Source organism: Gluconacetobacter azotocaptans (assembly GCF_014174355.1).
Classification (GTDB): domain Bacteria; phylum Pseudomonadota; class Alphaproteobacteria; order Acetobacterales; family Acetobacteraceae; genus Gluconacetobacter; species Gluconacetobacter azotocaptans.
This window is the reverse complement of the sequence record NZ_JABEQF010000003.1, coordinates 349,807-373,210: the sequence shown is the minus strand read 5'-3', so window position 1 is coordinate 373,210 and position 23,404 is coordinate 349,807. Positions and strand designations below refer to the sequence as shown.

Annotated in this window: 25 protein-coding genes, 1 tRNA gene and 1 riboswitch; of the genes, 17 read left to right on the top strand and 9 right to left on the bottom strand. The window is 65.0% G+C overall.

Features of this window, described 5'->3' with window-relative positions:
- Positions 1-151: 151 nt before the first annotated feature.
- The 6 genes from HLH34_RS05750 to HLH34_RS05725 form a co-directional block, all read right to left on the bottom strand.
- Entirely contained in the window at positions 152-1,159 is a 1,008-nt protein-coding gene (locus tag HLH34_RS05750; RefSeq protein WP_183118616.1) for a lysylphosphatidylglycerol synthase domain-containing protein, read from the bottom strand.
- Positions 1,160-1,223: 64 nt separating this feature from the next.
- Positions 1,224-1,706 (bottom strand): 6,7-dimethyl-8-ribityllumazine synthase, encoded by a 483-nt coding sequence (gene ribH / locus HLH34_RS05745; RefSeq protein WP_183118615.1) that lies wholly within the window; start codon positions 1,704-1,706, stop codon positions 1,224-1,226.
- 21 nt (positions 1,707-1,727) lie between these two features.
- The gene (ribB, locus tag HLH34_RS05740; protein ID WP_183118689.1) at positions 1,728-2,975 is read right to left on the bottom strand and encodes a 3,4-dihydroxy-2-butanone-4-phosphate synthase; all 1,248 of its coding nucleotides are present in this window, start codon (positions 2,973-2,975) and stop codon (positions 1,728-1,730) included.
- Positions 2,975-3,592 carry a riboflavin synthase gene (locus tag HLH34_RS05735; RefSeq protein ID WP_183118614.1) on the bottom strand — a complete coding sequence of 206 codons (618 nt, stop codon included), beginning with the start codon at positions 3,590-3,592 and terminating at the stop codon, positions 2,975-2,977. The genes ribB and HLH34_RS05735 overlap by 1 nt, the downstream gene beginning before the upstream one ends.
- Positions 3,574-4,593, bottom strand: coding sequence for a bifunctional diaminohydroxyphosphoribosylaminopyrimidine deaminase/5-amino-6-(5-phosphoribosylamino)uracil reductase RibD (gene ribD, locus HLH34_RS05730; protein WP_264784500.1), 1,020 nt, complete (start codon positions 4,591-4,593; stop codon positions 3,574-3,576). The genes HLH34_RS05735 and ribD overlap by 19 nt, the downstream gene beginning before the upstream one ends.
- A gap of 151 nt (positions 4,594-4,744) precedes the next feature.
- A riboswitch (FMN riboswitch) is annotated at positions 4,745-4,911 on the bottom strand.
- Positions 4,912-5,172: 261 nt separating this feature from the next.
- On the bottom strand, positions 5,173-5,379 hold the full coding sequence (locus HLH34_RS05725; protein ID WP_183118612.1) for an entericidin A/B family lipoprotein: 207 nt from the start codon (positions 5,377-5,379) through the stop codon (positions 5,173-5,175).
- A 118-nt stretch (positions 5,380-5,497) separates the two neighbouring features.
- On the opposite strand from HLH34_RS05725, the gene HLH34_RS05720 reads away from it, so the two are divergent.
- The 10 genes from HLH34_RS05720 to fliP all read left to right on the top strand — a co-directional run bounded on the left by HLH34_RS05720 (position 5,498) and on the right by fliP (position 14,436).
- Positions 5,498-7,006 (top strand): sodium:solute symporter, encoded by a 1,509-nt coding sequence (locus tag HLH34_RS05720; protein ID WP_183118611.1) that lies wholly within the window; start codon positions 5,498-5,500, stop codon positions 7,004-7,006.
- Positions 7,003-8,160, top strand: coding sequence for a serine hydrolase domain-containing protein (locus tag HLH34_RS05715; protein WP_373318642.1), 1,158 nt, complete (start codon positions 7,003-7,005; stop codon positions 8,158-8,160). Before HLH34_RS05720 ends, HLH34_RS05715 begins: the two co-directional genes overlap by 4 nt.
- Before the next feature lie 167 nt (positions 8,161-8,327).
- Positions 8,328-8,849: a PaaI family thioesterase gene (locus HLH34_RS05710; RefSeq protein ID WP_264784498.1), complete on the top strand. Its 522-nt coding sequence runs from the start codon at positions 8,328-8,330 to the stop codon at positions 8,847-8,849.
- A gap of 93 nt (positions 8,850-8,942) precedes the next feature.
- Positions 8,943-9,019, top strand: a tRNA-Arg gene (locus HLH34_RS05705).
- Positions 9,020-9,482: 463 nt separating this feature from the next.
- Positions 9,483-11,120: a flagellar basal-body MS-ring/collar protein FliF gene (fliF, locus tag HLH34_RS05700; RefSeq protein ID WP_183118609.1), complete on the top strand. Its 1,638-nt coding sequence runs from the start codon at positions 9,483-9,485 to the stop codon at positions 11,118-11,120.
- Positions 11,117-12,166 carry a flagellar motor switch protein FliG gene (gene fliG, locus HLH34_RS05695; protein WP_183118608.1) on the top strand — a complete coding sequence of 350 codons (1,050 nt, stop codon included), beginning with the start codon at positions 11,117-11,119 and terminating at the stop codon, positions 12,164-12,166. The genes fliF and fliG overlap by 4 nt, the downstream gene beginning before the upstream one ends.
- On the top strand, positions 12,163-12,858 hold the full coding sequence (locus HLH34_RS05690) for a hypothetical protein (protein ID WP_264784497.1): 696 nt from the start codon (positions 12,163-12,165) through the stop codon (positions 12,856-12,858). Before fliG ends, HLH34_RS05690 begins: the two co-directional genes overlap by 4 nt.
- 17 nt (positions 12,859-12,875) lie before the next feature.
- On the top strand, positions 12,876-13,253 hold the full coding sequence (gene fliN, locus HLH34_RS05685) for a flagellar motor switch protein FliN (protein WP_183118607.1): 378 nt from the start codon (positions 12,876-12,878) through the stop codon (positions 13,251-13,253).
- A 9-nt stretch (positions 13,254-13,262) separates the two neighbouring features.
- Complete coding sequence (locus tag HLH34_RS05680; RefSeq protein WP_183118606.1) at positions 13,263-13,637, top strand: flagellar biosynthetic protein FliO; 375 nt, start codon at positions 13,263-13,265, stop codon at positions 13,635-13,637.
- A 91-nt stretch (positions 13,638-13,728) separates the two neighbouring features.
- On the top strand, positions 13,729-14,436 hold the full coding sequence (fliP, locus tag HLH34_RS05675; protein ID WP_183118686.1) for a flagellar type III secretion system pore protein FliP: 708 nt from the start codon (positions 13,729-13,731) through the stop codon (positions 14,434-14,436).
- 48 nt (positions 14,437-14,484) lie between these two features.
- Here the strand turns inward: fliP and flgH are convergent, their stop codons facing one another.
- Genes flgH through flgG form a run of 3 tightly spaced genes read right to left on the bottom strand, consistent with a single transcriptional unit; the run spans position 14,485 to position 17,054 of the window.
- Entirely contained in the window at positions 14,485-15,219 is a 735-nt protein-coding gene (flgH, locus tag HLH34_RS05670) for a flagellar basal body L-ring protein FlgH (RefSeq protein ID WP_220792043.1), read from the bottom strand.
- Between the two features lie 25 nt (positions 15,220-15,244).
- Positions 15,245-16,267, bottom strand: a complete 1,023-nt coding sequence (gene flgA / locus HLH34_RS05665) for a flagellar basal body P-ring formation chaperone FlgA (RefSeq protein WP_240162027.1) — start codon at positions 16,265-16,267, stop codon at positions 15,245-15,247.
- Between the two features lies 1 nt (position 16,268).
- Positions 16,269-17,054 carry a flagellar basal-body rod protein FlgG gene (gene flgG / locus HLH34_RS05660; RefSeq protein ID WP_183118684.1) on the bottom strand — a complete coding sequence of 262 codons (786 nt, stop codon included), beginning with the start codon at positions 17,052-17,054 and terminating at the stop codon, positions 16,269-16,271.
- A gap of 370 nt (positions 17,055-17,424) precedes the next feature.
- On the opposite strand from flgG, the gene flgF reads away from it, so the two are divergent.
- The 7 genes from flgF (at position 17,425) to HLH34_RS05630 (ending at position 23,392) form a co-directional block, all read left to right on the top strand.
- On the top strand, positions 17,425-18,168 hold the full coding sequence (gene flgF, locus HLH34_RS05655) for a flagellar basal-body rod protein FlgF (RefSeq protein ID WP_183118604.1): 744 nt from the start codon (positions 17,425-17,427) through the stop codon (positions 18,166-18,168).
- Positions 18,169-18,349: 181 nt separating this feature from the next.
- A complete protein-coding gene (gene flgK, locus HLH34_RS05650; protein ID WP_183118603.1) occupies positions 18,350-19,912 on the top strand; it encodes a flagellar hook-associated protein FlgK in 1,563 nt (520 codons plus the stop codon).
- A 20-nt stretch (positions 19,913-19,932) separates the two neighbouring features.
- The gene (locus tag HLH34_RS05645) at positions 19,933-21,012 is read left to right on the top strand and encodes a flagellin (protein ID WP_183118602.1); all 1,080 of its coding nucleotides are present in this window, start codon (positions 19,933-19,935) and stop codon (positions 21,010-21,012) included.
- Between the two features lie 345 nt (positions 21,013-21,357).
- Entirely contained in the window at positions 21,358-22,080 is a 723-nt protein-coding gene (locus HLH34_RS05640) for a glycosyltransferase family 25 protein (protein ID WP_183118601.1), read from the top strand.
- Between the two features lie 136 nt (positions 22,081-22,216).
- Positions 22,217-22,573 (top strand): hypothetical protein, encoded by a 357-nt coding sequence (locus HLH34_RS05635; RefSeq protein WP_244959671.1) that lies wholly within the window; start codon positions 22,217-22,219, stop codon positions 22,571-22,573.
- A gap of 85 nt (positions 22,574-22,658) precedes the next feature.
- Positions 22,659-22,865, top strand: coding sequence for a hypothetical protein (locus HLH34_RS19155; protein WP_220792042.1), 207 nt, complete (start codon positions 22,659-22,661; stop codon positions 22,863-22,865).
- On the top strand, positions 22,862-23,392 hold the full coding sequence (locus HLH34_RS05630; protein WP_183118599.1) for a flagellar basal body-associated FliL family protein: 531 nt from the start codon (positions 22,862-22,864) through the stop codon (positions 23,390-23,392). Before HLH34_RS19155 ends, HLH34_RS05630 begins: the two co-directional genes overlap by 4 nt.
- The last annotated feature ends 12 nt before the right edge of the window (positions 23,393-23,404 follow it).

Here is a 23,404-nt window from a genome sequence, read left to right as displayed (position 1 = left end):
CAGGATGCGGTGCGGATGCAAGACGCATGTTCGGCCGTCAGCCCGGCGGCCGCCGCCCCAAACCCGGCAGGGGCCTCGGCCCCTGCATCCCATTCGTTTCATAAAGCCACGTGTTTCCAAAGGGCTATGCCCTCCGGCGGGTCAAGCCGGATCAGGACCCGGACAGGCCGACCCCGTGCCCCAGCCTGCCCTTGTGGCTAGGCCGCCAATGGGTTTCCATCCATTGCCAGCCCGCCAGCGACGGCAGGCCCCAGGCGATCTCGCGCAGGCGCTTGATCAGCGACAGGCCGATCGAGACGGCCGGCGGTAGGCCGAACAGGCTGCCGATGATGACGAACCCGCCCTCGGACACGCCTAGGGCGCCGGGGACGGCGAACCCCGCCGATTTCGCGGCCTGGCCCACGCTTTCGATCACGAAGCCGCTGGCCAGCGACCGGTCATGGCCCATGAAATGCAGGATCAGGCAGACCTCGACCGCGCCCAGCGCCCATCCCGCCAATTGCAGTGTCCCGGCGCGCAACGACCGGCCGGGCGCCTTGTACAGGCCCAGGATCTCGGCATGCAGGCCGCGTATGCCGTCCACGCCGCTCCATCCCAGATGGGCGGCGATGCGGATCAGCAGCCCCTCGACGATCGAGATCGCGCCCAGGCACTGGCTGCCCAGGAACACTGCGCCCAGCAGCAGCGCGACGCCGGCGCTTTCGACCAGTTCGTCGGTGAGGGCCGAACGCTTCACCAGGACCAGCAGGATGCCCAGGCCGGCCAGCGTGAACACCACCTGGCTGAGCAGTTCGATCGTCAGGTCGCAGATCGTCGCGGCGGCGGCCCGGCGCAGCCCGGCCCCCCGGCGGGCCAGCAGGCGGGCCGACATGACTTCACCCCCCACCTGGGCCACCGGCAGCAGATTGTTCACCCCCTCGCGCACGCAGCGCAGGGCGATCCAGTCGCGCAACGGCAGCGCCGGGGTGTCGTGCCCCGCGATGGTGCGCCACGACGCGGCCGCCAGCAGCACCTGCACGGCATGGAACAGGATGGCCGCTACGATGCCCCATCCGCCCTGCGCGACCAGTCCCAGGATCGCGTGAAACCCGAACCGCGACAGCAGCCAGACCGTCAGCGCCATGCCGAACAGCCCGGCCGTGAACGTAACCAGCCTCATCCCATGCCCCCGCGCCAGCCGGGTCGCCGTCCGGGCGACGGCGGCGGTCCGCGGGTCGAGCGTATCAGCCCTTGATTTTCTGTATCAAGGCCAGACTTTCCACGCAGGCCGCCGCGGCCTCGCGGCCCTTGTTATGTTCGTCCGCGCCCGAGCGCACGCGGGCCTGTTCGTCGGTGTAGGTGGTCAGCACGCCGAACGCGACCGGGACTTCGGTCGCCAGCGACGCCTGCATCAGCCCCATGGCGGCCCCCAGGCTGATGAATTCGAAATGCGCCGTGTCGCCCTTGATGACGCAGCCCAGGCAGATCACCCCGTCGTAGCGGCCGGTGCGGGCCAGCGTCTGCGCCAGCAGCGGCAGTTCGTAGGCCCCGGGGGCATAGAGCACGTCGCCCTCGGCCACCGTGATGTCGTGTTCGCGCAGCCACTCCAGCGCCCCGTCGCGCAGGCCATGGGTCACGGGTTCGTTGAAACGGCTGACCACGATCGCCAGGCGGGGCGCGCGCGCGAACGTCAGGTCGGGGGCGGGGGACGGGGTATGGGTGCTCATGTCAGGGTCTTTCCGATTTTATTATTCGGCCGCCGCGCTCAGGGCGGTGCACAGCTGGTGGCCCATGCGCGTGCGCTTGGCGTCCAGATAGGCGCGGTTGAATGGGTTGGGCGGAATTTCCAGCCCGATCCGGCTGCGGACGGCAAAGCCATGCCGTTCCACCGCCACGATCTTGGCCGGGTTGTTGGTCATCAGGTCCAGCGTCCGGACCCCCAGCGCCCGCAGGATCGCCGCCGCCGCCGTCCAGTCGCGGGCGTCGGTCTCGAACCCCAGCCGGTGATTGGCGTCGACCGTGTCGAACCCCTTGTCCTGCAAGGCATAGGCGCGGATCTTGTTCGCAAGGCCGATCCCCCGCCCCTCATGCCCGCGCAGGTACAGCAGCACGCCGCTGTCGGCCGCGCCGATGCGGTGCAGCGCGGTCTGGAGCTGCGCCCCGCAATCGCAGCGCAGCGAGCCCAGCGCGTCGCCCGTCACGCATTCGGAATGCAGCCGCACCAGCGGCACCGCGCCGGCCCGGCCCGGATCGCCCTTGACCAGAGCCACATGCTCGGTCCCGTCGGGGGCGCGGAAGGCGTGGATCACCAGGTCCTCGCCGCCGTAGCTGCTGGGCAGCGCGGCCTGGGCCACCTTCTCGATCCGTCCTTCGGAGTCGGCCGGCGTCGCGGCGCGGCGTTCCAGCCAGCCGACCAGTTCGGCGATCGACAGGATCGGCAGGCCATGGCGCGCGGCATAGGGACGCAGGTCGTCCATCCGCGCCATCGATCCGTCCTCGTTCATGATCTCACAGATCACGGCGGAGGGCGCCCGGCCCGCCAGGCGCGCCAGTTCGATCGACGCCTCGGTATGGCCGTTGCGCGCCAGCACGCCGCCGGGGACGGCGCGCAGCGGAAAGACATGGCCGGGCGACACCAGGTCGGCCGGGCGGGCATCCGCCGCCACGGCGGCCTGGATGGTGCGGGCGCGGTCGGCGGCGGAAATGCCGGTGTCCACGCCCTCGCGCGCCTCGATCGACACGGTGAACGCGGTTTCGCGCGGGCAGGTGTTCACCTGCGTCATCATCGGCAGGCCCAGGCGGTCCACCTGTTCGGCCTCCAGCGGCAGGCAGACCAGGCCGCGCCCGTGGGTGACCATGAAATTGATCGCCTGCGGCGTGACCAGGTCGGCGGCCATGACCAGGTCGCCTTCGTTCTCGCGATCCTCGTCATCGACCAGAACCACCATGCCGCCCGCCCGGATCGCCGCGATCGCAGCCTCCAGCGCGGGGCTCATCACCGATACTGACATAGGGTCTCCACATATTTCGCGATCACGTCGACCTCGACATTCACGGCGTCGCCCGGTGCCATGGTGCCCAGGGTGGTATGCGTCCAGGTATGGGGGATGATCATCAGGGCGACGGCGAAGGCGTCGGGGCCGGCGTCCCCGGCCCCGACTTCGCCGATCTCGTTCAGGGTCAGGCTGATGCCGTCCAGCGTGATCGACCCCTTTTCCACCAGATAGCGGCGCAGGCTCGCGGGGACGCCGAAGACGACGCGCCGTGCCTCGCCGGCCCGTTCGACCGACAGCAGGCACGCCGTGCCGTCCACATGGCCCTGCACGATATGGCCCGACAGGCGGGTGGCCGGGGTGACCGCGCGTTCCAGATTGACGCGGCTGCCTTCGGCCAGCAGGCCCAGCGTCGTGCGGTCCAGCGTTTCCGTGCTGATGAAGAACGCCGCGTTCCCCGTCGCGTCATAGTCGGTGACGGTCAGGCACACGCCGTTGACCGCGATGCTTTCGCCCATCGACAGGTCGCCGATGCCCGTCGCCACCCCGATACGCAGCGACCGGTCCCCATGGCTGGCGGCCGTGACGGTGCCCAGATGTTCTATGATGCCGGAAAACATGCTTCCTCCCTCGACGCAGCCAGGCCCGGGATCAGGCGCAGCGGCGTGTCCGTCCCGTTCCTGACCGTGATATCCATCCGTTCGCGCCCGTCCGGCGTGACCCCGATGGTCAGCCAGTCGTCCCAGATTCCGCCCGCCCGCATCGCGTCCAGCAGGGCCGGCCCGGCCTCGACCAGCGCCCACAGCGCGCCGGCCTCGCCCAGCAAAGCGGGGACCCGGGCCACGTCGTCGCAGGTCCGCACATCGAACCCCCGGGCCGTGGCCGCCGCGCGCCAGTCATCCGGCAGGCGGCCCCGCCGGTCGCACACCACCAGCAGGCGCCCGGCGCGGGCGGCATGGTCGGGCATCCGGCGCACATCCAGGCCCGGCCGGTCGGCCAGCACGGTGCCGATGCCGGTCACCACGGCGTCGGTCGCCCGGCGCAGGCGATGCGCCACGTCCAGCGCGCTGTCGGAGGTAAAGGTCGTCCGCCCCGCCGGCGGGATCATGGAGCCGTCGGCCGCGACGGCCTGCTTAACCGTCATCCACGCCCGGCCGGTGCGCGACCAGTGGACGAAGGGGGCGATCAGTGCCCGGCAGCCGGCGGCCAGGGCAACGGCATCGGGGCCGGCCAGATCCGCCAGCAGGCGGACATCGCATCCGGCCGCGCGCAGGCGCGCGGCCCCGCCGCCGGCAACCCGGGGATTGGGATCGGCGGCCCCGACCCAGACCGCGCGGATGGGCGACGCCAGGATCGCCTCGGAACAGGGGCCGGTGCGGCCGGTATGATTGCAGGGTTCCAAGGTCACGACGGCCGTCGCCGCGCGGTCGATCAGACCCTGCTGCGCGCATGTCCGCAGGGCCAGAGCCTCGGCATGGGGGGCACCGGCGCGGTGATGGGCGGCAACGGTCAGGATCTGGCCCTGGGCATCCAGGATGGCGCAGCCGACGGGGGGATTGGGAGCGGTGGCGCCCATGTGGCGCGACGCCTCGGCAAGCGCGGCCCGGAACGCCCGGCCGATGACGGGGGGAAGACCCGCCGGATCGCAATCCGGACGACGCACCCCTGAGCTTACCGAAACCTCAGCCAAGACAAGCGGTCCCATCCTTCGGACGGACCCGGGGCGCAACGGACCACACAGGACGCGCCACCACGTGGCGCCTCCGCGCGGACCTCGTTCTCTATCATCCGGACTATACCGTCGGCCCCGGAATCACACCGGGTCTGCTGTCCCCGCCCGGCTGGAAGGCCGTGCGGGCGCTCGCGGGCTGATGCGCCGGCCCGAAAACCGGGCGCAAATACCGCCGGTGGGGACTTTCACCCCGCCCCGAGAACGTCAATAACCCGGTCACACGAACCGGAATGCGCTATTATTGGGAAAGAATGAACCAAAAAGCAAGGCTCGCGTCACGCCTGAGGCGCGGGGCCATGCTCGACCGGCACGGATTCAAGCCGATGTTGCGGGCCTTCGGGGCGGGCAGCAAACCAACGGCAAGGGCTTTGCCCTTGACCCACCAAAGGGCTCGGCCCTTTGGAAACCCCCGACTTCATGCATGTCGGGGTGCAAGGGTCTCGGCCCTTGACGGCTCGGACGACAAAACTACTGGGGGGATGCGCCGGTCGAATGGGTGATATGTCCTTGCGTCGCGTTTGCCCCCCGCGAGACGTCATGACCGACCGAGCTGACGTCCTCGCCAGCCCCCCGCACGGTGTTGCAGGCCGACAGTCCCGCCGACACGCCCAGCATCGCCACCACCAGGAAAACGGCGCGGCACAGGCTGGATGTCGGAAAACGGTCGTGGCTCATGGAAGCCTCCTTTACAGATTGGTATCCTCCCAAAAACCCTGCGGGCGGGGCAAAGTTCCCTTCGGCCCTGCCCGGCCTCCGCCCCCGCCTCCGCCTTCCCTGCCCCGAACGGAGATCCATGTCCCTGACCGAACCCGCGATCATCGGCCTGTGCCTGCTGGCCCTCGCCGCCCTGTCGTTGCGCCTGTCGCGGGGGCGCACCGGCGCGCCGGACGGACGGCGGCCCCATGACCTGCCGACCTGGGCCATCTGCCTGTCCATCGTCGCCACCGAGACCTCGACCCTGACCGTCATCAGCGTGCCGGGGGTGGCCTACGGCGGCGGCCTGGTGTTCGTCGGGCTGGGCCTGGGCTACGTCGCCGGACGCATCGTCGTGGCGTGGCTGCTGCTGCCGCTGTATGCGCGCGACGGATTTTCCAGCGCCTACCAGTATCTGGGCGAACGGTTCGGACGCGGGATGCAGCGCCTGGCCTCGGCCGTCTTCCTGGGCACGCGGCTGCTGGCCGAGGGGGTGCGGCTGTTCGCCTCCACCCTGCCGATCTGCGCGCTGCTGGCGGCGGCGCACCTGCCCGCGGGGCCGCTGCCGGTGCTGGTCGGGCTGACGGCGCTGACCGCCGCCTATACCGCGGCCGGGGGGCTGCGGGCCGTCGTCTGGTCCGACAGCATCCAGTTCGGCCTCTATACGCTGGGGGCCATCCTGTGCGTCGGCCTGCTGTGGCCTTATGCCGACCGCGCGACGCTGGGGGCGGCATGGCGCGCCGGACGCCTCGCGGTCTTCCACGGCGACGGCGCCATCCTGACGTCGCCCTATGCCCCGGCGACGGCGCTGGTGGGCGGGGCGATCCTGTCCATGGCCTCGCACGGGGCGGACCAGCTGATGGTCCAGCGTGTACTGGCGGCCCGGTCGCTGCGCGCGGCGCGGATCGCCATGGTCGGCAGCGCGGTCGTCGTCACCGGCCTGTTCGCCCTGCTGTCGGCGGTGGGGGTGCTGCTGTGGATCCGCAATGGCGGGGCGTCGCCCGCCGCGCTGGGGCTGCGTTCGCCCGACGCGCTGTTTCCCGCCTTCATCGCCCGTGACCTGCCGCCGTCCCTGTCGGCGGTGCTGATCGCGGGCATCATCAGCGCCACGATGGGGTCGCTGTCCTCGGCGCTGAACGCGATGACCGGATCGACCCTGGCGGACCTGCTGCCGCCCGCGGCATGGCGGGGGCGGATCGGGGCAGTGACGCTGTCGCGCGGCATCACCGTGCTGTGGGCGGTGCTGCTGATCGGGGCGGCGTCGTGCTTTTCGAATACCGGTCGGTCGGCCGTGGTCTTCGGCCTGTCGATCGCAGGCTATTCCTACGGCGCGCTGCTGGGGGCGTTCCTGTTCGGGCTGCTGGTGCCGGGCGCGCGGCAGCGCGACACCGTTCCGGCCTTCGTCGGCACGCTGGCGGTCATGGCGGTGCTGATCCTGTTCGTGCATCCGGGCGGCCGCAACATCGCCTTTCCATGGCTGGTGCCGATCGGGGTGGCCGCGACCTTCGCCATCGGGCTGCCCTGCCGGCTGCGGCCCGGCCCGGCCTTTCGCGACGCGGCGGCCCGCCCTACGCTGGATCCGACCGAGATGGAGCACGAGACACGATGACGGTACCGAGCCGACGGACCATGCTGCGCCTGATGCTGGCCGCGGGCGGCGCCGGAATGGCGGGGGGCTGCGCGGCCGGCGTCGCCGGCCCGTTCACCCCGGTCGACCGGCTGGTGGACCGCGCGATCGCCGACGGGCAGACCCCGGGGGCCGTCATCGTCATCGGCCATGGCGGGCGGATCGTCCATCACCGCGCCTACGGGTGCCGCGCCCTGGTCCCGGCGCGCGAGGCGCTGGACGAAGGCACGCTCTATGACATGGCGTCGCTGACCAAGCCGGTCGCGACCACCGTCGCGCTCATGCAGTTTTACGAGGCCGGGGCCTTCCGGCTGGACGACCCGGCGTGCCGCTATCTCCCGGACTTCGCCCACAACGGCAAGGCGGCGATCACGATCCGCCACCTGCTGACGCATTATTCCGGCCTGCCGCCCGACCTGGACCTGTCCACGCCCTGGACCGGCCGCGACGAAGCCGTGCGCCGGGTCATGGAGACGCGCCCCGACCATCCGGCGGGCGAATGCTTCGTCTACAGCGACATCAATTTCATCACGCTCGGCCTGCTGGTGCAGCATTTCTCGCACGACACGCTGGACCATTACGTCCAGACCCGGGTGCTGGACCCGCTGGGCATGGCGCGCTCGCGCTTCCTGCCGCCGCCCGCCTGGCTGCCATCCATCGCGCCCACCCAGTTCGACGAGCATCACGTCATGCTGCGCGGGGTCGTCCACGACCCTACGTCGCGCCGCATGGGTGGGGTCGCGGGCCATGCGGGCCTGTTTTCGGACGCCGCCGACATGGCGGTCTATGCCCAGGCGCTGCTGGATCGCCGCGCCGGGCGGCCCAGCGCCTATCCGCTGAAGCCCGAGACGCTGGTGCTGATGACCACGCCGCAGCAGCCCGCCGGCCGGCAGGACCTGCGCGGCCTGGGCTGGGACATCCACACCCATTATTCGACCCCGCGCGGCGACGTCTTCCCGGTGGGGTCGTTCGGCCATACCGGCTTCACCGGCACGTCGCTGTGGCTGGATCCCGGCAGCGACAGCTATGTCCTGATCCTGACGAACCGGGTTCATCCCGAAGGCGGGCACAGCGTCGTGCGCCTGCGCCACGACGTCGCCACGGCGGCCGCGCGGGTGCTGCTTCCGGGAAGCTGATCCGGCGCGGTCACGGATTGTTTTCCGGCAGTTGTCCTGCCCCCGGCATCCGGGACCGACCTGCCGCGTAATGCGGCATGAGCCGGAGATCCCGCCGGGAGGCCGCCCCCCATGACCATCGCTGCCGCCACCGCCCGCATCCGCCATCCCGACACAGGGGCCGGATCGTGACCGCCGACCCCGCGCAGGACAGTTCGTCCCCGCCGGGCTTCGTCCCCCTGCCCGACCTTGCCCCCGGCGGGTTCGATGCCCTGTCGGGCGGCTTCCTGGTCGGCGTCGAAGCCGGGCAGTTGGTGGGCGGGTTCCGCGTCACGCCGGCCTGCTGCAATCGGGCAGGGCTCTGCCACGGCGGGAAGCTGGCCAGCGTCTGCGACACCTATCTGGCGATGGCCGCCCTGTTCCGCGAGGATTTGCAGACGGGCTTCCTGCCGACGATCTCGCTGAGCCTGGATTTCATGGCGGCGGTCCCGCGCGAAGTATGGGTGGAATTGCGGGCCGAAACGTTGCGCATCACGCGCAGCCTGGTCTTCGTCCAGGGATTGGCCACCGTGGACGGCACACCCGCCGTGCGGGCCGACGCGATCTACCACCGCCTGCCCCCCGGCGACGCCCACGAACCCGATATCGGCGCCCTGCTGCGCGGCCTTCTGGGCCACACCGTCGCCCCCCGCGGCGGCATGGCCCCGTAACGCGGGGTCCGATGTCCCCTGGGTGGCTCCGGAAAAAAAATGCGGAAGGGGGTTGCCGTTTCCCCGACACTCGGTTACACAGCGCCCCACAGCGCACCCGTAGCTCAATTGGATAGAGCACCAGACTACGAATCTGGGGGTTAGAGGTTCGAGTCCTTTCGGGTGCGCCAATTTTCCAAAATGCCTGCCAGCTTTGTCACCCCGATCAGGTTGGGTACTTCCGTGCCAGCCGTGGCAGGATGCGCGCCCTTCATGGACTGCCCCCGGCAGACGCAGTCGATGACGCGACCCGATGCCCCCGGACCATTCATGCAGCAGTCTTTTCCCATCTTTTATTAAGTATAATAACGTCTGAACTATTCAGAAACATCAGACTGTGCTTTATCGGCACATAATCCTCATAATCCTGTGGAGACGTGCCGCGCGGTCGGCGGACTGTCTGACGGCGATCGAGAAATGATTCAAGTCAAGAATCGACCCGCTCTATATGCATTTCGTCATGGACGGTCTTTTTAGCCTTCCTGATGGCGTATGCATCGTTATAAGGCGAGATGCAGGGGATATCGCATGGTCAAGCCGCCGGAGGATTTTTGTGCCTTTCCGCTTTAGTGTCATGACGGCATAACGCTTCCCATGCAGAACATATTGGCTGGTCTGAAGGGCCTTGGGCGCAAGCGACTGGCGGCGCTGGGGATCGCGGCTGCCGTTCTTCTCTCGGCAATCGGACTTTTCGTCTTTCGGGGCAGCGTCCAGCCCATGGCCCTGCTTTACGGCGACCTCGATCTTAACGAAGCCGCTGAAATGATCGACGATCTGGGAAAGGCCCATATCAACACCACGACCAGCTCCGACGGAACGAGCATCTACGTTCCGCGCGACAAGGTCGCCAGCGCAAGGCTTCTGCTTGCAAAGGATGGGCTCCCGAGCGGGGGGGCTGTCGGCTACGAACTGTTCGACAAGAGCGGGACGCTGACCAGCACGCAGTTCGAGCAGACCATCAACGAGACACGGGCCATGGAGGGCGAGCTTGAGCGCTCCATTCGTCTTCTCCATGGGGTGCGCAACGTCCGGGTTCACCTCGTTCTTCCGCATCGCGATCTCTTTTCGACCCAGACCAGCCCGTCTCAGGCCAGCGTCATCCTTGACATCGGCAGGGCGGGCCGCATGGCCCCCGACGGCATCCAGGCCATTCAGAACCTGGTCGCGGCGGCTGTCCCCAGCCTGCGCCCGCAGAATATCTCGATCGTCGATACGCGGGGCGATGTCCTGCTGAAGCCCGGCGACCCCGACAGCGCCGCCGGTCAGGAAACCACGGTCGAGAAGTTGCGCCACGCCGAGGAACAGCGTCTGGCCGAAGCCGTGGAAGACATGCTGGTGCCGACCCTGGGTGCGGGGCATGTGCGTGCCCGCGCAGCGGTCACCATGGATACGGACGAAATCCACGAGACGGACGAAAGCTACGATCCGAACCAGCAGGTTCTCCGCTCGCAGCAGACCAGTTCGGACAAGAGCGTCAATACCGAGGCCAACCCGAATACTTCGGTGTCGAACAACCTGCCGAACGCCAATGCGAACCAGGACAACAGGAACGGTTCGAACGACGACCGTGAGGAAGAGACCGACAATTACGAGATCGGCAAGCGCGTCCGCGTCATAAACCAGACACGCCCGCGGCTGGCCCGGATCAGCCTTGCCGTCATGGTCGACGGCACGGTGGTCAGAAGTGGCAGGAAAGACGTCTGGCAGCCGCTGGACAGCAGCGAGATCGAAAGACTCACCACGCTCGCGAAGACGGCGATCGGGTACGACAAGAACCGTGGCGACGAGGTGAATGTCGTTTCGATGCGGTTCATGCCTGATGGCGGGAATGAATTCGCGACCGCGGGCAGCAGCCTGTTCAACCGTGACACCCTTATCTACGTCGCGGAATGGGTCATCCCCATCATTCTGGCACTTGGAGCCATTTTCATAGCCGTCCGGCCGATGCTGCGGCGTGGCAAGGGGAATATTCTTGCCCTCGCCGGGCGGTCGGCGCATGAAGGCGCTCTGGGCATGTCCGCAAACGCCACCCGCCTGGCCGGCGGCGCCGCGGGGGCATTGATTCCTTCCGACGGAACCGGAGATGGAACGATCAGGATCGAGGGCGTCGAAGGAAAACTGCGGACCGAGGCGATCGCAAAGGTCTCGGATCGCGTTGAAGAAAGCCTCGACGAGAGCGTTCTGATCATTCGGAACTGGCTGGCCACACCCGAGCCAGGAAAACAGGCATGACCGAGGCCGCTATATCCCCCGTCGCTTCCGGCGGTCAGAATACTGTTACAGCGCATCTGAACGGCAGGCAGAAGGCCGCCATCCTCATGCTTGCCGTAGGGCGTGAGAAATCGGCCAAACTTCTGAAGATGCTGCACGAGGATGAAATCCGCGACATTTCCGTCACCATGGCCAGCCTCGGCCTTGTACGGGCCGATCTGGTGGAATCCGTCTGCCATGAGTTCAGCCGGAATTTTGAATCGGCCGACGGGTTGGTGGGCACGTACGAAACCACGGAAGAAATGCTGCGCAAGGCCCTGCCGGAAGATCAGGTCGCCAAGATCATGGACGAGATCCGTGGTCCGGCCGGCAGGACGATGTGGGACAAGTTGGGGAACGTTCAGGAAACCGTGCTGGCCAACTATCTGCGGAACGAATACCCGCAGACGGCCGCCGTCATTCTGAGCAGGCTCCAGCCCGCGCATGCCGCGCGCATTTTCGCGCTGCTTCCCGAAGACTATGCAACCGACGTCATGATGCGGGTCCTGCACATGGAAACGGTGCAGAGAGACGTTCTGGACAGCGTCGAGGCCACGCTTCGCTCGGAATTCATGTCGTCTCTGGGACGTTCGTCCAAGCGGAACAGCTACGAGCTTCTTGCGGAAATCTTCAACAATTTCGATCGCAAGACCGAGACACGCCTGATGGCGTCGATGGACAACCGCAATCACGACGACATGGAGAAGGTGAAGGCGCTGATGTTCACCTTCGAGGACATCAAGCGTCTGCCGCATGAATCCCTTATGCGGATCGTCAACGAGATGGATCGCGACAAATTGCCGCTGGCCCTGAAGGGGGCTTCCGAGACGGTACGGAAGATGTTCCTGCAATGCATGTCGAAACGTGCCGGGAGTATTCTCATGGAAGAGATCGAGGCCCTTGGGCCTGTCCGTGTCAGGGACGCCGACGCGGCACAGGCGGAAATCGTCGGCACCATCAAGAACATGGCAAATGCCGGTGAAATCGATCTCACCGAAAGCGGCGGCAACGACGAGATCATTCCGTGACAGCGGTGTCTGCCTCCCTGCAATCGGCGCCCGCGCCAGTCCGGCTGGAACTTCTCGATCTGGAAGATTTCGGGGCCGCCCCCGCGACGGACGCGGACACAGCAGCGGCGGAAGCGGATGCCGTTCCCGATCCCGACCTTGTCACGATGACCCATGCCCAGGTGGATGCCGTGCGTGAATCCGCGTTCCGCGAGGGGCTCGAGAAAGGATCGCGGGACAAGGAGGAGGCGCTGCAGGCGCGTTTTGCAGCCTGCGTTTCGTCCCTCACGGCAGCATTCAGTGCGGAGAACGAGCAGCGCAATCAGGTTCTGAGCGACGCCGCGAATGCCTTTCTGCTGACGGTCACGGATGTTGTCAGCAGCCTGACGGCGCTTGATGGGACCGTGCTGGCCGGCCTGCAGCGGGATCTTATTTCCGACGCATCGGCCTTCGCGAAGGAATGCGAGGGCGCCGTGACGGTCCAATGCGGCGAGGCCGACGCACAGCGCCTGCAGGCCACCTTCAAAGATGATGCGAACGTCCGCATAGAAGTGGCGCAGGATGCCGGAGCGGATACGATACGCGTCGTTTCTGTAACGAATACAATCGTTATTGATCCCGAACAGTGGCGAAAATCCGTTGCGGAGAAAATTATTGCCGCTGTTACGGCCCTCGCGCGGCAGCGCGGGGAACAGAGCGTGCAGAAGGCATAGGGCAGGCGGAGAGAACCATGAGCACAGGCAACGATATCGGACTTGAGGAGTTCGCCAGCACGTCGTCGGATCCGACCGGGACGGCGGATGGTGCCAAGACGGCTGGCCCCGAGCACCCTGCCGACGGTGCAGCGAGCGGGGTCAGCCAGATGGAGGCGGTTTACGACATCCCGGTGAAGATCACCGCCGTCATCGGCACGGCGACGATGCCGGTCAGCCAGCTTCTGCGGCTGGGACGTGGCGCTGTCGTGGAACTGGACAAGAAGCTGGGGGAAGCGGTGGACATCTACGCGAACAACCGGCTGATCGCCCGTGGCGAGGTGGTGGTTGTCGATGATAACCACATCGGTGTCACCATGACCGAAATCCTGTCGTCGTCCACCGCACCTGGATAGGAATCGGCGGTGTCCGGGGCAAATGCTCTCGCAGCCCCTCTGACGGGGTCATTTGCGCATGATCCGGGTACGTTCGGCGCCTCGTGGCTGACGTGCCTGCTGTCGTTCGTGATCGTGGTCGCACTCATCCTGCTCAGTCGCTACGGCCTGAAATTCCTGGAACCTTACCTGTCGCGGGGACGCCGGACGCGCAACCTTGCGGTGCTGGAGACTCTGGCCATAGATCCGCGCCGGCGCGTCAGCCTCATAAGCTGCGGCAAGAAAAAGGGCCTGATCCTGACGGGCGGCGGAAATGACCTGTTCCTTGGCTGGATTGAAGACGAGGCCGGCCATCTACCGCGCACAGTCCCCCCGGCGCGGCCCGACACCGATCCAGGCGAGTGATACGAGTAGTGGAGCGGACGCGTTGATATCAGGGTTGTTCACGGGACGGGTCGTCAAGGTCGGCACCATTGCCGCGTGCGTGGCCGTCGCCATGCTGGTTGTCATGCCGGCATGTGCGTACGCCCAGTCCGTGACGCTCGATCTCGGGAAGGGCATGGGTGATACGGGAACGACCAGCCGCCTTGTGCAGCTGACGGCCCTCGTTACGGTTCTCTCGTTTGCGCCCAGCCTGCTGGTGATGGTTACCGCCTTTACGCGGATCATCATCGTCCTGTCCTTGCTGCGCGGGGCGATCGGGGCACAGGGAACGCCGCCCAATACGGTCATGATCGGTCTTGCGCTGTTTCTGACGTTCTTCGTCATGCAGCCGGTTCTCGAACAATCCTGGACGCACGGCATCGTTCCGATGATGGATGGCCGCGTGAGCGAAATGGATGGTCTGGCCGCGGCGGCCGAACCCTTCCGGACGTTCATGCTTGCCAATGCGCGGCCTGCCGACATCACGACGTTTCTGCATCTTGCAAATCTGCCGCCACCCGCCGCCCCCGCCCAGACGCCATGGCGCGTGCTCATGCCGGCATTCATGATTGGCGAACTCAGCCGCGGTTTCGAGATGGGGTTCCTGCTCTACCTGCCGTTCCTCGTCATCGACCTCGTCACCTCGAGCGTCCTCATGAGCCTGGGCATGATGATGCTGCCGCCTGCCACGATCTCGCTGCCGTTCAAGCTGATTTTCTTTGTGATGGTCGACGGGTGGCAGATGGTGGCCGGAGGTCTGGTCAGAAGCTTCGGCGGCTAGGAAGCCGTCCGCGCCATAACGCGGGCGGTGCGTCCCGTGATGCCAGGATCAGAACGGCAGGACGCTGTCGAGAACCTGCTGCCCGTATCGCGGCGTCTGGAGCTTGGTCAGCTGGCCGCGCCCGCCGTACGAAATCCTTGCCTCGGCAATCCGGTCATGGGTCACCGTGTTGTCTTCCGTGATGTCCTGCGGCCTGACGACGCCACTGACCATGAGCTGACGGAGTTCGCCGTTAACCCTGACCTCCTGGCGCGCGACCACGACGAAATTGCCATTGGGAAGCACCTGCGTGATCGTCCCGGCCAGCGTCAGGACGACGGCGTCGGTCCGGGTGATCCTGCCCGTGGCCGTGTTGGCGCTTGCGCTGCTTGTGTTGACGGCGGATGCGCCGGTGATGTGCTGCAGCGCCGTACCGTGAAAGCCGAACAGGCTTGGAACACCGTAATCCTCGGACCCGCTGCCGCTGGCCGTCGTGTTGTTCGTCACCGCGGCATTATCGGCGATCCCGACCTTGATGGTCAGAAGGTCGCCGACCTGCGACGCCCTCTGGTCCTTGAAGAAGGCCCGGCTTCCGGGCCGCCACAGACTGCCGATCTCGGTGGGGGGCGCCTGAAGCGGCGGCATCGGCATTGTCACGGGGCGGTACTCAGGGGCCTGCGTCGGGTCCGACGTTGTGGTCATGCGCGGCGGGTGGCCCATCTCGCTGATTTCCGACAGGCCGGAACATCCCGACAGGCACAGCAATCCGGTCACGAGCGCACCCGGCAGGCGGTATTTTGTCAAAGCAGGTCTCCTGCGCACGCGGCGTCTACCGGATTGACAGGTCCGACCGCGTGTTTGCGCGGGCAGACGCGGTCAGACGCCGCAACATGTTCGGGTCCGAAGGAACGGCGCCTGACCCGGCATCGACATCGACCTGCGATGCACCTGCCACGCGGCCGGTCACGATCATGCTGCTCGCCAGGTTGAGGGCGTGCACGTACTGGCCGTTGCCCCCATCTTCCAAAGCCCTGCCGGTTGCAGTCAGATGAACGCCCGGGGCGGTAAAGACGATCAGGACGGGGTCCCCCTTGTGCATCAGCACGGTCCTGTGCAGATCGCGCTCAAGAACAGGTTCGCCGGCGACGACGGTGTGCAGAAGCGTCATGCCATCCACTTCGGTCTCATCCGTGAATATTTTCGCGGTCGCGTAGCCAGTATAGGATTCGTCTATATTGACATCAGACGCGGAAATCACGGCCCCGGCGGGCAGAGAGCGGGAAAACACCAGCACCCTGCGCGGGGCACGCACGATTCCGGTCAGGAGGAAGGAATCCTGCGTTATGTCGCCGGTCGGATGGGTCCGGTAGACGGTGGCGGAGAACCGCCCGGTCCTCTGGTCCCAATCGACGTCCGACAGGACGACCGGCTTCGGGTCGTCCGACGCAACCGTTATGGGATGGAAATCGGCAAGGTCGATCGAGACAGGACCCGTTCCGATGTCCGGCAGGCTTTTCTGCACGAGACCGACAAAGAATTCCTTGTCGAGGACACGGCCCGACCGTGTGATCGTCGCCATCGCCGACGGCGACTCGTCCAGCCAGTCAACGCCGTACTGGTCGGCGATGGCGATCAACTGCCGGCCGCCGACATAGATGCTGGCCCCGGGTTTGGGCGCCGGGCCGATGATTTTGTCCTGCCGCGGTTCCAGATCGGCAAAAAGATCCGACAGTTTTACAACGTCGGAGGTGATCACCGTGGCGCTTCGCAGCGTCGCCGCCGACAGGGTCGCCGTGCAGACTGTCATGATGCCCGCGGCGACCGCTGCCGCGATTGCTGCGCGCACGGGCATGCTATCTCAGATTCGTCAGCGTCTGGAGCATCTCGTCGGAGGCCGTGATGACCTTGCTGTTCATTTCGTAGGCGCGCTGCGCGGTGATCAGGTCCGTGATCTCGGTCACCACGTTGACCGAGGATTCCTCGATGAAGCCCTGGCGTACCGAGCCGAACCCCACGCTCTGGGGCGTGCCGGTGATCGGGTCACCGGAGGATGTCGTCGCCGTGAACAGGTTCTGACCCATGGCGGCAAGACCGTTCTCGTTCTGGAAGGTCGACATCTGGATCTGGCCGGCCACCTGCGCCGTCCCGTCGCCGGACACCGTATACTGGACCTGGCCGCTCTGGTCGATGGTCACATTCTCGGCGTTGTTCGGCAGGGTAATGTTCGGATTGAGGGGATAGCCGTCCGCCGTGACGATGGTGCCGTCCTCGGACAGCGAGAACGTTCCGTCACGGGTATAGGCGTATTCGCCGGACGGCAGCGTCACCTGAAAATAGCCGCGTCCCTCGATCGCAAGGTCGAGGGCATTGCTGGTCTGGGACAGCGTGCCCTGCTCGTTGATCCGGTAAATCCCGGCGGTACGCACGCCAAGACCGATCTGCGCGCCCGCCGGCACGAGGTCGCCCGTATCCGAGCTCATGGTCCCTGCCCGCCGGAGATCCTGATAGATGAGATCCTGGAACTCGGCACGGCGCCGCTTGTAGCCGGTGGTCGTCATGTTGGCGATGTTATTGGAGATCGTCTCGACGTTCGTCGTCTGAGCCTGCATGCCCGTGCCGGCGATATCAAGGGAACGCATCATAGGCGGACAGTCCTCCGGGTGTACCTTAACTTCGTGGTCATCCCACCACGCAGGCAGGAGGCATGTCATGCATGGCCATATATGCCCGAATGGTGCCCACGCTACGTACGGCTTGCGCCCGCAAGTAAGACCACGTTCACGAACATGGCAAGGTCTTTTCCGGAGAAAAGGCGGCCTTGTCGGCTTTCCTGCAGCATTCCTGCGATCAAGACCATGGGGCCGCGCATCGTATGTTGCCGTCCGGGTAATGATCCAATATCTTTCGAATAGCCGGCTTTCTGCCATATCTTCTACAAGACCACGGTCAGGAGGCGGGCGCGGCACCGGTCTGCCTGCGCGGACCCGATCCCCCTTCTGGAGGCAGACATTGGACAACACGACGTATATCGCCTTGTCCCGCATCGATGTGCTGACACGTGCCCTCGATCTGACCGTCAACAATCTTGCCAACGCCAATACCGACGGATTCAAGACGTCGAAACAGCTTTTTTCCGAATTTCTCGTTCACCAGAAGGACGTCCACGGCCTGGCCGGGGAAAAGGACGAGGCGTACACGCAGGACCAGGCGACATATCAGGACCACCTTCAGGGGGAGCTGCGGCAGACCGGAAACCTGACGGATTTCGCGATCAATGGCGAAGGTTTCTTTTCCGTTCGGACGACGCAGGGCGTTCGGCTGACCCGCAGCGGCCAGTTCCATATCCGGTCGGATGGGACGCTCACCGACGGTTCGGGAAACCCGCTTCTGGACACGAACGGCAGGAACATCGTCATCCCCCCGCAGGACGAGATCCTATCGGTGGCGTCAGACGGAACGATCTCCACTCAAAACGGAGTCTCCTCGACCATCGGCCTCGTCACCGTCGACAACCTCAACACGCTGCAACAGGAAGGTAATTATCTGCTCCGGCCGACGACGGCCACGCATACCGTGGCCCGAAAGGAAATACGGCAGGCGATGCTGGAGTCGAGCAACGTGAATTCGGTATCCGAGGCGACGAAAATGGTCGAGATCCAACGTGATTACGATCTGAACTTCCAGCTGATCCAGACCGAAGCCACCCGCCGCCAGAATGCGATAGACAAGATCACCACCGAACCGAGCGCGTAAGCCGCCTGATCCGAGGGGCGCCCTCGTAATCGGGAATGTTGATAGCGCGAAACAGCCTTGCTTTACGTAATCTACCGAAACTGCTAGCGTGCGCGGAACCTTGTAGCCGCAATTGACACCCGGCATATATCGTGGCTGTTGCAGAGCGAATACATAGTCAAGACTGCGCGGGGAAAACGAGATGGGTCTGACATCATCGCTGTCAATAGCTACCAGCGGATTGAGCGCGATCGAGTATCAGCTGGCCGTCACGTCTGAAAACGTTTCGAACGCGGGCACGGCGGGCTATGTGCGCGAGAACGCCACGGTGACAATGGCGATGGCGGGCCATGTCGGCGCGGGCGTCAAGATCGGCCAAACGTCGCTGAACGTGAACACGGCGCTGCAGACGGCCCTCTACAGCCAGAATGCCCAGGTCGCGTCCCTGACCGCGACGAGCAACTCGCTCGCGCCGCTGTCGTCCATCCAGGGATCGACGTCCTCGGATTCCGGCAGCACGGATACGCTTTCCGACGAACTGGGCAATGTGCAGAACGCCCTGATCTCGCTGACGGCGACCCCGCTGCAAAGCGCCTCGCAGTCGCTGGTGATCTCGACCGCGCAATCCCTGACCAGTACCATTCACACCCTTGCCGCGGCCTATACGGACCAGCGCCAGGCGGCGGAAGACAACACCGTTTCGACGGTATCCTCCATCAACTCGGGCCTGACGCAGATCGGGCAGCTTTCCAAGCAGATCATGAATCTCAAGGCCCTTGGCTCGGACACGGCCGACCTTGAGAACCAGCGCCTGGAAGTCATGTCCAGCCTGTCGTCCGATCTCTCGGTCACGTTTTCCGAGACGTCGAACGGCGATATGGTCGTCCGCACCGCGGACGGAACCGAACTTCCGACCCGTCCCGACCAGATCGGACAGAGCGACAGCACGGTTGCCCTGCCGACCAGCACCTGGCCGTTGTCCACGTCCGGCGCTGCCGTCACGTCGGCGATGTACTACAAGGCTGGAGATACAAACGCGCAGATCCCCGGGATCACGCTTGCGGGCAAGGACATTACGTCACATCTGACCGGCGGGACGCTGGGAGCGAACATCACGCTGCGCGATGTCACCTATCCCAAAATGCAGGCGCAGCTGGATTCGTTCTCCTACACGCTTGCCTCGCGGTTCAGCAATGCGGGGCTTTCGCTGTTTACGGATGGTACCGGCGCGGTGCCGTTATCAAGTGCGACCCTTCCACTCTCGGATACGACGAAGGCGGCAACGACACCCGCTGGGCTCGTTGGCCTTTCGTCAACGCTCACCGTCAGTTCGTCGTACGTCAACACACCTTCGTCGCTTGCGACAAACGGCGATGTGACGACCATTGCAGCGGTCCTCAGCACGGCGTTCGGAACCTCCTCGGACGACGTGAGCGGGTCTGATGGGTCTCTGGCGGCTCCCTCGACCGGCCTTGGCCCGACCGGCAGCCTGTCGACCGGATATTCCGGTACCCAGGGTCTGGTTGCCCTGGCCACGGCCCTGACCTCGGACCAGGGCGCGACCATCGGCCAGGCCAGCGATGACCTGACCTCCGCCACCTCGGTACAGACGACATTGCAGACGACGGTCACCAATGTCTCGGGCGTGGACGTGAACAATGAAATGTCCAATATCGTCGCGCTGCAGAACGCCTATGCGGCCAACGCCAAGGTGGTGACTGCCGTGCAGTCGATGTTCAGCGCATTACTTAACGCGATCGACTAAGAAGAGCGGAAGAGACTGTCATGAGCACGTCCATCGGCCAGTATGGAAACGCCGGCGCTGCCCTTATCCTTGCCGCAGGGATCAAGGAGATGACGCTGAGCCAGCAGACCCTGTCCTGGCAGCAGTCTGCGGGAACGCTTTCGGAAACCTACGCAGGGCTTGGCTCGACGCGGGCGTCCGCCATCAGCCTTACGCCGAAGATCACGCAGGTTCAGGCCTGGCAGTCCAATGTTTCGAGCGCGCAGAACAACCTGAGCGCCACATCGACTGCACTGCAGCAGATCGTGACACAAGCCCAGGCGCTGGCCACAAGCCTGCTGAGCATCGGGGGAACGACAACACCCACCACGGTCGCGGCCGCGACAACCCAGGCCCAGGATGCGCTGACCGCACTGGCAACGACGCTCAATACCTCAAACGGCGTCGGGTACGTCTTCGCCGGGCAGGCCTCGACTGAGCCTCCGCTCAAAGATCCGACGTCGATCTCAAGCGGCACCCTTGCCACGACGATCGCCGGCATCGTCGGTTCGCTCGGTTCTTCCGAGGACCCCGCGTCCGTCATGACGAAGACCACCTCGGCCGCGGCTGACAATACGGACAGTGTCTCGGTCTTCTCGGCGTCGCTGTCGGTTTCGGGGAGTGCGGCAACCGCGCTTCAGCAGTCGGTCCTCACCGGTGACAATACGGCAACCGTGATCGGCACGGTGGCGACACAGGGAACGTCCGCCACCTCGAATTCGACCGGGTCCCCGATCCGTGACCTGATGCGCGACATGATGATCGTTTCCTCGATGAACGGCATGTCGTCCTCGACGAACGGGTTTTCGGATCTGGTCAACCAACTGCATTCGTCTCTCGAAAGCACGATCAGCCAGCTTACGGACATGGAAACGTCGGTCGGCGTGACGCAGAATGCGCTGACGTCCAGATCCACCCTGCTGTCGAACATGGAGACGATGTTGAAGACGGCGCTTGGGAACTCCAGGAACGTCGACATCGCCGAAGTGGCCACGCAGTCGTCCAACCTCAGCACAAGCCTCAAGGCCTCGTACATACTGGTTGCCGACATGAAGGATATGACGCTCGCAAGTTACATCTGACGGCTCTGGGCGGCGGGGTCCTCAAGACGGGTGCGGGCGGGCCGGCAGACGGGGCTTTGCATTCGCCATGCGCTATCGTATCTCTTTACGCTATGTCCACGGTCGCGCGCTTGCGAGGATTTTTCGGCTGGACATCTGACATCCGGTCCCGTCGCATGGGCGTCGCACATGCGGCGCCTTCTGTCCTGACCGGAATGCGCCGACCATTCACGCATGGGCTGACGGCCGCAGGCGCACGGTGGCTAAAGATACCGACACGGACGCGATCAACGCCACGGCGCGCGAGGCAGCCGACGCCCGCGTGATCACATCGCTACCGTTTATACCCTCGTAACAGGACCCGACATGGACAAATTCTTCATCAGCCCAGCGCAGACTCCGGAACGCGCCGAAAGGTTCCTGGCGGTCAATGCCCACGTTCCGGGACTGGTGCATTCGCCTGGCGTCGACGGCAGCACGGTCGACGTCAATGAGATGAAAGAAAAAGGCCTCGTGGCGGACGCGTGCCAGTTCACACGCGAGGCGATCGGGTCGGGGCTTGCCCATGTCGCACTGTGGGGAAATATCGCGCAGAGAAATGTCCCGGCCCATATTTTTGAGGATGACGCCTTTCTCTGCCGCAATTTCGAGCAGGAGAGCGCGCGGATCATCGCCAGCCTGCCAGGCGATTGGGACATCATCCTGTGGGGGAGCAACTCGGACACCCCGCTTCAGTTCGAACTCCTGCCCGGAATCACGCAATGCGTTGCGGTGACCTCTGAAGAATCCGTCCGGAAAGGCGTCCAGACGTTCCGGGACATGGATGTAACGTCCGTTCCGCTCAGGCTGACCCAGGCCTTCGGCCTGTGCGGCTATGCGGTCTCGCCGGCCGGCGCCATGAAGTTAATCAAGAGCTGCCTTCCACTGACAACCGTCAACGTCTCCCACCCCTGCCTTGGGGGGCGCATCATTACGGCGAATTCCATCGACATCCTGATGAACCGCCATTACGCCGAGATGATGGCCTACACCAGCTTCCCACCCCTGTGCCTGACTGACAACGTCAGCGCCAACAGCCCCAATCTCTGACAGTCCGATGGTGCCAAACGCGCGTTCCCAAGGCCTGACGGCAAGACCGCATTGTTACGCGGCCCGGTTCATGGCCACGCTGCTCTGCGCAAGTCTGGTTGGATGCGCGCCGGCAAAACCTTACCTGGACAAGGGCATGACCTTGTCGGAAGCAGGCTTCATCGCCCATCCGGCCGACACGACCGCGCGCTACGCCATGATGAACACGCTTCCGCCGGGGCAGTTGACGTACCGACCCTCCCCGGCGGGATTTATCTATCTCTATGCCGACCCGATCGGCTGTGGCTGCGTCTATATGGGGTCGGAAGCGGCCTATAGAATATTCTCGACCGGACAGCAGAAAGGAAAGAAGCCAGCGCCTTTGCTGGCGGATATGCAGGCGATGGCGGCGGAGAACAGGCGTGACACCGCCGCGTGGGACTGGAGCGCCTGGTCGCCCAACGCCGACCCCGGCGGAAACCAGCCTCGACACGTGACCGGCGGATACTGGTAAGCATGTCCTTCGGCGCCGACGGCGATATGGGACTCGGAATTGCTTCGTAATTCTGTCTTTATTACTTTCATTTTATGAAAAACGGATGGTTTCCGGCAATCCAGCCTATGAAGGCTTGCCAGCTATTGCAGTACCTGTTCGGGTCCGTGACCTGCCGTTCAAGGGCGGATCCGGGGCGCGGAAATACGCCGGCCTTTCGAACCATCCTCTCCTTGCCTTGAGTCAGGATGATCCGGTGGCTAAACTAGCGACAAATATTTTATCCAACCATTCCGGAGCCACCCAGACATGAGCGAGACTGTAACCGGCGGCGCCCGCACCTCGCTGCTTGGAGGGGGGAAAGAGCCAGAGGCTGCCGGAATTGAAGCATCTCGCAAGGCTGATGGCAAGAAGTCGAAGGGGAAGCTGATCGTCGCCGGCCTCGCAGGTCTCATCCTGGTCGGAGGTGGCGCGACGGTCCTGGAAAAGGCAAAGCTGTTCCGGGTCGCGAGCGAAAGAACCCAGGCCGCTCTGCATCCGCCCATTATGCTGGGCATCCCGACCATCGTCTCCAACCTCGACAGCGGGGACGGGCGTCCGGTCTACGTGAAACTGACCGCCAAGGTCGAGATACAGGGGGCGAATGACGAAGCGTCCCTGCAGAACACGGTCCCTGAAATTCAGGACATATTTCAGACGTACCTGCACGAGACGCGGCCGCAGGACATCCGCGGCGACGGGATATACCGGCTGCGCGAGGCCATAACACGCCGCCTGAGGATCACTCTGTTACCTCTGCAGGTGACGAACGTGTATTTCGTCGAATTTCTCGTCCAGTAGATCGCAGGCTTC

Coding starts and splice junctions, on each gene's coding strand:
- HLH34_RS05750 (WP_183118616.1), bottom strand. CDS start 1,159: ATGAGGCTGGTTACGTTCACGGCCGGGCTGTTCGGCATGGCGCTGACG.
- ribH (WP_183118615.1), bottom strand. CDS start 1,706: ATGAGCACCCATACCCCGTCCCCCGCCCCCGACCTGACGTTCGCGCGC.
- ribB (WP_183118689.1), bottom strand. CDS start 2,975: ATGAGCCCCGCGCTGGAGGCTGCGATCGCGGCGATCCGGGCGGGCGGC.
- HLH34_RS05735 (WP_183118614.1), bottom strand. CDS start 3,592: ATGTTTTCCGGCATCATAGAACATCTGGGCACCGTCACGGCCGCCAGC.
- HLH34_RS05725 (WP_183118612.1), bottom strand. CDS start 5,379: ATGAGCCACGACCGTTTTCCGACATCCAGCCTGTGCCGCGCCGTTTTC.
- HLH34_RS05720 (WP_183118611.1), top strand. CDS start 5,498: ATGTCCCTGACCGAACCCGCGATCATCGGCCTGTGCCTGCTGGCCCTC.
- HLH34_RS05715 (WP_373318642.1), top strand. CDS start 7,003: ATGACGGTACCGAGCCGACGGACCATGCTGCGCCTGATGCTGGCCGCG.
- fliF (WP_183118609.1), top strand. CDS start 9,483: ATGCAGAACATATTGGCTGGTCTGAAGGGCCTTGGGCGCAAGCGACTG.
- fliG (WP_183118608.1), top strand. CDS start 11,117: ATGACCGAGGCCGCTATATCCCCCGTCGCTTCCGGCGGTCAGAATACT.
- fliN (WP_183118607.1), top strand. CDS start 12,876: ATGAGCACAGGCAACGATATCGGACTTGAGGAGTTCGCCAGCACGTCG.
- fliP (WP_183118686.1), top strand. CDS start 13,729: ATGCTGGTTGTCATGCCGGCATGTGCGTACGCCCAGTCCGTGACGCTC.
- flgA (WP_240162027.1), bottom strand. CDS start 16,267: ATGCCCGTGCGCGCAGCAATCGCGGCAGCGGTCGCCGCGGGCATCATG.
- flgG (WP_183118684.1), bottom strand. CDS start 17,054: ATGCGTTCCCTTGATATCGCCGGCACGGGCATGCAGGCTCAGACGACG.
- flgK (WP_183118603.1), top strand. CDS start 18,350: ATGGGTCTGACATCATCGCTGTCAATAGCTACCAGCGGATTGAGCGCG.
- HLH34_RS05645 (WP_183118602.1), top strand. CDS start 19,933: ATGAGCACGTCCATCGGCCAGTATGGAAACGCCGGCGCTGCCCTTATC.
- HLH34_RS05640 (WP_183118601.1), top strand. CDS start 21,358: ATGGACAAATTCTTCATCAGCCCAGCGCAGACTCCGGAACGCGCCGAA.
- HLH34_RS05635 (WP_244959671.1), top strand. CDS start 22,217: ATGACCTTGTCGGAAGCAGGCTTCATCGCCCATCCGGCCGACACGACC.
- HLH34_RS19155 (WP_220792042.1), top strand. CDS start 22,659: ATGGTTTCCGGCAATCCAGCCTATGAAGGCTTGCCAGCTATTGCAGTA.
- HLH34_RS05630 (WP_183118599.1), top strand. CDS start 22,862: ATGAGCGAGACTGTAACCGGCGGCGCCCGCACCTCGCTGCTTGGAGGG.